Source organism: Quisquiliibacterium sp., from assembly GCF_982640115.1.
This window is the reverse complement of sequence record NZ_CEXFHW010000189.1, coordinates 1-7230: the sequence shown is the minus strand read 5'-3', so window position 1 is coordinate 7230 and position 7230 is coordinate 1. Positions and strand designations below refer to the sequence as shown.

General features: G+C 69.7%; 6 protein-coding genes. 5 read left to right on the top strand and 1 reads right to left on the bottom strand.

All coding sequences use genetic code 11. From position 1 onward, the window contains the following. Window positions 1-121 precede the first annotated feature (121 nt). Window positions 122-946 carry an HDOD domain-containing protein gene (locus tag AC2H6A_RS16545; RefSeq protein ID WP_484274814.1) on the top strand — a complete coding sequence of 275 codons (825 nt, stop codon included), beginning with the start codon at window positions 122-124 and terminating at the stop codon, window positions 944-946. Here the strand turns inward: AC2H6A_RS16545 and AC2H6A_RS16540 are convergent. Next, complete coding sequence (locus AC2H6A_RS16540; protein ID WP_484274813.1) at window positions 927-1556, bottom strand: DsbA family protein; 630 nt, start codon at window positions 1554-1556, stop codon at window positions 927-929. The two genes, AC2H6A_RS16545 and AC2H6A_RS16540, sit on opposite strands and share 20 nt — an antisense overlap. Before the next feature lie 83 nt (window positions 1557-1639). On the opposite strand from AC2H6A_RS16540, the gene AC2H6A_RS16535 reads away from it, so the two are divergent. From AC2H6A_RS16535 to AC2H6A_RS16520, 4 genes are all read left to right on the top strand, one after another. Further along, window positions 1640-4210 carry an ABC transporter permease gene (locus AC2H6A_RS16535; RefSeq protein ID WP_484274812.1) on the top strand — a complete coding sequence of 857 codons (2571 nt, stop codon included), beginning with the start codon at window positions 1640-1642 and terminating at the stop codon, window positions 4208-4210. Between the two features lie 25 nt (window positions 4211-4235). Then, window positions 4236-4673, top strand: coding sequence for a group II truncated hemoglobin (locus AC2H6A_RS16530; RefSeq protein WP_484274811.1), 438 nt, complete (start codon window positions 4236-4238; stop codon window positions 4671-4673). A 321-nt stretch (window positions 4674-4994) separates the two neighbouring features. Then, on the top strand, window positions 4995-6311 hold the full coding sequence (aceA, locus tag AC2H6A_RS16525; RefSeq protein WP_484274810.1) for an isocitrate lyase: 1317 nt from the start codon (window positions 4995-4997) through the stop codon (window positions 6309-6311). A 196-nt stretch (window positions 6312-6507) separates the two neighbouring features. Then, a partial coding sequence (locus AC2H6A_RS16520) for a hypothetical protein (protein WP_484274809.1) occupies window positions 6508-7230 on the top strand: 723 nt, incomplete at its 3' end.

The window sequence follows — 7230 nt, the reverse complement described above, 5'->3', positions numbered from 1 at the left end:
CGCGATGGATGCATCCATCGCGCCCGCCGGCCGCGGATCGCGGCAAAAAGCTCAAGTCCGGCCCGGCGCGGCCGATAACAGCTTGCAGGGGGAAGGGATCGGACCCGCTTCGGGAGTCGCCATGATGATCATCAACGCATTGCCGAATCTGGATGCCTGGAGCAGGGTGTTTCGCGACATGGAGATCCCGATCCTTCGCGAGAGCGCGGTCGGGCTGGCCGAGATGATCGTCGACGAGGACCGTGCCTCGCCGATTGCCATCGGGCGCCTCGCTCAGGCCGATCCGCTGCTCACCCTGCGCATCCTGGCACTGGCCGCCCGGCATCGGTCGCGGCGCGCCGTCACCGACACCGAGACCGCAGTCACCGGCGTGGTGATGATGGGTCTGGGCCGGTTCTTCGACGACTTCCGCTCACCGGCGGTGGTCGAGGACCTGCTCGCCGATGATGCCGATGCGCTGGCCGGGCTGCAACAGGTGATCGACCGCGGCTTTCGCGCCGCGGGGTTCGCGCTGGGCTTCGCGGTGCATCGTCTGGACACCGATGCCGAGGTGATCCAGGAAGCCGCGATGCTGCACGACTTCGCCGAAATGCTGCTGTGGTGCCGCGCGCCCGCCCTGGCGAGGCGCATCCGCGATCGTCAGGCGGCCGACCCGGCGCTGCGTTCGGCGCAGGCGCAGCTGGAGGTGCTCAACATCCGTCTGCAGGATCTGCAGCGCGCGCTGATGCAGGCCTGGCACCTGCCCGAGCTGCTCGCGCAGATCACCGACCGGGAGCACCTCGACAACCCGCAGGTGCGCAATGTGGTGCTGGCGGTGGACATCGCCCGTCACACGCAGCTTGGCTGGGATAATCCCGCGGTACCCGATGACCTCACCGAGATCGGCCGGCTGCTCAACCTGACCCCGGAGAGCGCCCGCCGCAAGGTCATGGGGCTCGACGCCTGACGCCCTCGCCCACGGCATGGGCGGCGCGGATGGCCTCGCCCTCGAAGAAGGGATCGCCGGCGATCTTCGCCAGCACCATCGGGGTGGCCTCGTAGCCCCAGATCAGCTGCCCGTCGAGCTCGCAGGTGGGCACGCCGAACACGCCGGCCTCGAGCGCCGCCTGGGTGTCGTCGCGCAGCACCTGCTTCAGCTCGGGGTTGTCCAGCTCCTCCGGGCGGACATCGAGTTCGGCAAGCAGGGCCTGCCAGTGCTCGGGCTCATCGGGCAGGTGGCCCTCCACCCAGACGTAGCGGAACAGCCGGCAGACCAGGTCTGAAGGGCTGTCGAACAGCACCGCCAGGCGCAGCAGCGGCAGCGGATTGAAGGGGTGCAGGCGCGGCATGCGCAGGACGATGCCGTTGCGCTCGGCCAGCCACGCCACATGTTCGTAGGTGAAGCGCCGCTTGCCCGGGATCTCGGCGGGACCCTTGTGCCCGTGGTGCGCGAGCAGGCCGGCGAACAGCACCGGATGGCAGCGGACCACCACCTGTTCGGCGAAGTCCGCCAGGCGGGTGCTCTGCAGATAGGCGTAAGGCGAGACGAAGTCGTAATACCAGTGAAGGGTGCGCATGGGGTTTTCCCGGGTCAGCGGCGGACTGGCCGCATGCCGGGATGATAATTCCGCTCCCTGCCTTCCCCTGCCGAGCCCCTGCCTTGCCGCCATCCCCCGAGCACACCCTGTCTGCGATCGTCGCGCGTGCACCCGGCGCTGCCGCGCCCGGTCGGCCGCGGCGGCTGGCGCTGTCCTGGCAGTTCCTGCGACGCGACTGGCGCGCCGGCGAGCTCGGGCTGCTGCTGGCGGCGCTGGTGGTGGCCGCGGCCGCAGTCGCCTCGGTGGGCTTCTTCGTCGACCGGATGCGCCAGGCGCTTTCTCTGGAGGCCCGCCAGCTCCTGGGTGCCGATCTGGTCATCGTCGCCGACCGGGCACCCGAGCCGGCATGGCTGGCCGATGCCACGCAGCGCGGTCTGGCCACTGCCCAGACCGTGATATTTCCGAGCATGGTGAGCGCTTCGGGCCGACCGCAGCTCGCCTCGGTCAAGGCGGTGTCGCAGTCCTACCCGCTGCGTGGCCGGCTGCGGGTGGCTGCCGCGCCGGGTCAGCCCGACGAGCCCGCCACGCAGGCGCCGTCCCGGGGCTCGCTCTGGGCCGACGCCCAGCTGCTGCAGGCGCTGGGTGTCGCGGTGGGAGGGCAGGTCACCCTGGGCGACTCCACCTTCACGGTGGCTCGGCTGATCACCGTGGAGCCCGACCGGGGTGCGAACTTCGTCAACTTTGCGCCGCGTGCCATGATCCGCCTCGAAGACCTCGAGGCAACCGGGCTGGTACAGCCGGCAAGCCGGGTGAGCTGGCGCATGCTGGTCGCCGGCGCGCCCGCCGAGGTGACAGCCTTCGAGGCGGCGTTCCGGGCCCGGGGCGAACGGGCCGGCCGGATCGAGACCCTCGAGAACGGCCGGCCAGAGCTGCGCATCACCCTGGAGCGCGCCCAGCGCTTCCTCTCGCTGGTGGCCCTGCTCACCGCGCTCATCGCGGCGGTGGCCATCGGGCTGGCGGCTCGGCGTTTCGCGCAGCGTCACCTCGACGGCTGTGCGGTGATGCGCGCCATCGGCGTGCGCCAGCGCGATCTCGCCATCCTGCTGCTGCTCGAGCTGGTCTGGATCGGGCTGATCGGTGGGCTGGTGGGGGCCGCCCTGGGCTGGGCGGTGCACTTCGGCCTGGCCGCGGCGATCGCGCCGCTGGTGCCCTTGCCGCTGCCCGCGCCCTCGCTCTGGCCGGCGGCGCAGGCCGTGCTGGCCGCCGGGGTGCTGCTGCTCGGGTTCGGCGCCTGGCCCTTCCTGCGCCTGGCGGGCGTGCCGCCGCTGCGTGTGCTGCGCCGCGAGCTTGGCGGACCGGGGGCCTCGCCCTGGGCGGCGGCGGCGCTCGCGGTGCTGGCCTTCGGCCTGCTGCTGCTGTGGCTGGCCGGCGACCGGCAGCTTGCGCTGGTGGCGCTTGGCGGATTTGCGGCCGCTGCGCTCGTGTTCGCGCTCGCGGCATGGGTCGCCATGCGCGCGGCGGGCGGCCTGCGTCACGCGCCGGCGCTGCTGGCGGGCAGCCCGGCACTGCGGCTGGCGCTTGCCTCCTGGTCGCGGCGTCGTGGTGCGGCGGTGGTTCAGACCGCTGCGCTGGCGGTGGGCATGATGGCGCTGATGCTGCTCACGGTGACCCGCACGGATCTGCTCGCCAGCTGGCAGAAGGCCAGTCCGCCCGATGCCCCTGACCGTTTCGTGATCAACATCCAGCCCGACCAGCGCGAGCCGGTCAGCGCCGTGCTGCGGGAGGCCGGGGTGCGCGATCCCCAGGTCTGGCCGATGATCCGGGCCCGGCTGGTGGCGGTGAACGACCGACCGGTGCGCGTCGATCAGTACACCGACGAACGGGCCCAGCGGCTGCTCGATCGCGAGTTCAATCTCTCGTACTCGGCGCAGCTGCCGGCGCACAACCGGCTGGTCGCCGGACGCTGGTTCGACTCGCCCGATGCCGCCGAAGTCTCGGTCGAGTCGGGCATCCTCAAGACCCTGGGCCTTGCCCTGGGAGATAGGCTCAGCTTCGATGTGGCCGGTCAGGTGATCCACGCCCGGATCGGCAGCGTGCGCAAGCTGGCCTGGGACTCCATGCAGGTGAACTTCTTCATGATCGTCTCGCCAGGGCTGGCGGAGCAGGCGCCGCAGACCCTGATCACGGCGGTGCGCCAGCCGCCGGGGAAGCCGCCTCTGGAGCAGACGCTGGTGGCGCGCTTTCCCAACCTGACGGTCTTCGACACCGGCAACATCGTGCGCCAGGTGCAGTCCATGCTGGGCCAGGTGGTCAGCGCCATCGAGCTGCTGTTCCTGCTGACCCTGGCTGCCGGTGTGGTCGTCCTCTACACCGCGCTGGCCGGCTCGCGCGACGAACGGGTGCGCGAGGCGGCGCTGATGCGCGCCCTGGGTGCCTCGCGGGCGCAGCTCGCCCGAGCCCAGCACTGGGAGCTGGGGCTGTCTGGCGGGCTGGCCGGGCTGCTCGCGGCCGGCGGTGCCATGACCACCGGCTGGGCGCTGGCCGCCCAGGCGTTCCAGTTTGACTACCACCCGCGCTGGGAGACCCTCGTTCTGGGGGCGCTCGCGGGCGCGCTGATCGCCATGCTCACGGGCTGGGTCGGACTGCGTGGCGTGCTGCGCGCGCCGCCGCTGGCCAGCCTTCGTCAGGCCTGAAGAGACACGGGCCACCGCCGCCGACATGACCACCATCCCCAACACCCCCACCGAAAACCGGCCCGCCGATGGCGGCGATCCGAAAACACCCTTCGAGCTGCTGGGCGGCGAGCCGGGTGTGCGCGAACTCGTCGACCGCTTCTATGACCTGATGGCCATCGACGAGCGCTTCGTGCACTTGCGTGCGCTGCACCCCAACACCCTGGAAGACTCTCGCGACAAGCTCTTCTGGTTCCTGTGCGGCTGGCTTGGCGGGCCGCCCCACTACGAGGCGCGCTTCGGCCATCCGCGCCTGCGCGCCCGGCATCTGCCGTTTCCGATTGCCTCGCGCGAGCGCGACGAGTGGCTGCTCTGCATGGCCCAGGCCATGAGCGACCGGGGCGTGGTCTCGCCGCTGTTCGAGCGGCTGCTCCAGTCCTTCCACGGCACCGCCGACTGGATGCGCAACCGGCCGGATGTCTGATCCACGAGGCTGCCGTCACCCGGCAATCCCGGATCGATCGTTTTCACATTGCGGGATTTTGATTTCTCATCATGGAAATGCCTCGGTGCATCGCCGCACCGGAATTTTCCATGACGGAATAAGTCATGCCGCAATGCGGAATATTGATCTCAAGCCAATGTTTCTAAAGGGAAATTTAGTTCGCATTTCCTGAGCTGGATTGGTGCTGCTGTGCACCATCGAGAGTTACTGTCTTGTCATGTTGTTTGCCGACGCCGGCACCAGAACCGGCACGGTCGCGCAGCCAGTCTCGAACCGGATACCAACCCTCAGGAGTGCCTCATGTCCTCACGCGAACTCGAAGCCCAGAAACTGCAGAAGGAATGGTCGGAAAGCCCCCGCTGGCGCGGGATCAAGCGCGGTTACAGCGCCGATGATGTCATCCGCCTGCGCGGCTCGATCGCGGTGGAGCACACCCTCGCCCGGCGCGGCGCCGAGAAGCTCTGGCGGCTGATCAACGACGAACCCTTCGTCAACTCCCTGGGCGCGCTCACCGGCAACCAGGCCATGCAGCAGGTCAAGGCCGGCCTGAAGGCCATCTACCTGTCGGGCTGGCAGGTCGCGGGCGACGCCAACCTGGCTGGCGAGATGTACCCCGACCAGTCGCTGTATCCGGCCAACTCGGTGCCCTCGGTGGTCCGCCGGATCAACAACACCCTCACCCGTGCCGACCAGATCCAGTGGATGGAGGGCAAGAACCCGAGCGACCCCGGCTCCGTCGACTACGGTGCGCCGATCGTGGCCGATGCCGAGGCCGGCTTCGGCGGCGTGCTCAACGCCTTCGAACTGATGAAGTCCATGATCGACGCCGGCGCCGCGGGCGTGCACTTCGAAGACCAGCTTGCCTCGGTCAAGAAGTGCGGTCACATGGGCGGCAAGGTGCTCGTGCCCACCCGGGAGAATGTCGCCAAGCTGGTGGCGGCCCGTCTGGCGGCCGACGTGATGGGTGTGCCCACCATCCTGCTGGCCCGCACCGACGCCGAGGCGGCCGACCTGGTCACCTCCGATGTCGACGAGAACGACCGCCCCTTCCTCACTGGCGAGCGCACCGTCGAGGGTTTCTACCGTACCCGCAACGGCTTCGACCAGGCGGTGTCGCGCGGCCTGGCCTATGCGCCCTATGCCGACCTGATCTGGTGCGAGACCGGCACCCCGGACCTGAAATTCGCGCGTGACTTCGCCGAGGCGATCCACAAGCAGTTCCCGGGCAAGATGCTGTCGTACAACTGCTCGCCCTCGTTCAACTGGAAGAAGAACCTCGACGAGGCCACCATCGCCAAGTTCCAGCGCGAGCTCGGCGCCATGGGCTACAAGTTCCAGTTCATCACCCTGGCCGGCTTCCACAGCCTGAACTACTCGATGTTCAACCTGGCCCACGGCTATGCCCGCAACCAGATGAGCGCCTTTGTCGAACTGCAGGAAGCCGAATTCGCGGCGGCCGAGCGCGGCTTCACCGCGGTCAAGCACCAGCGCGAGGTCGGCACCGGCTACTTCGATGCGGTGACCACCACCGTCGAGCGCGAGTCCTCCACCGCGGCGCTCAAGGGCTCCACCGAAGACGAGCAGTTCTTCGAGGACGGCCGCCGCAAGGCCGCCTGAGCCTCGCACGGGGCAGTGCCCACGGTCCGTGCCCATCCCGGTCGGGATGGGACGGGCCGCAGACCCGGGGGGTGACGCTCCCCGGGTTTTTTCTTTTCGGCCTTGCCGGCGTTCTACACTGCCGGGTTGACCGATCGCCATGCCTGACCTTCTTCCGTCCCTACCGCCGGCGCCCGAATCCGACTCTGATCCGGCCGTGCCCGGCCCGGAGGCGGCACTGGTCCAGCGCGCGCTGGCGCTCGCCTGGACGCCGCGGCATCGCAAGTGGGTGATCGATCTGCTGCGCCGGCTCGAGCTTCGGACCTCGCGCGGGGTCTACTTCGGTCAGGCCGATGTCGACGAGTGTCTTGTCGCCCTCGCCGAGCGCGGCCTCGTCGCCCGCTCCGACCAGGGTTGGCAGGCCACCCCGGCCACGCGCGGGGCGGTGTTCCGACGCGCGCTGAGCGCGCCGGATTTCCGGCGATGGCGTGACGCGGTGCTCCTGGCCGACGGGATCTTCCTCGATCGCGGCTGGGTGCACTTCAATGGCGCGGCCATGGCCGTGACCGCGGCGCGCCTGGTGTTCTACAGCGGCGAGGGTCTGGAGCGCTGGCGGCTGATCGAACAGGCCGGGCAGTCCTTGCCTGACTGGTCGCAGGTGATCGATCAGGTCGCGCTGACCGGCTTTGACGCCGCGAGCTTCGAGTGCGCCGAGCCCCAGCTTGCCGCGTCGATGCTGGGGGTTGCCATCGATTTCGGGCTGCGGGTGCTGCATCCCACGCTGCCTGCGGTGCTCGACTGTGCCCGTGAACGCCTGATGCGCGGTGGCGCCGTGGCCACCGAGGGCCTGCGGCTGCGGGTGGCCGAGGCGCTGGTGCTGGCTGGTCGCGGCGACGAGGCCCGAGCCCTGGTGTCGGAGCGCGATGACGGACACGCGCGG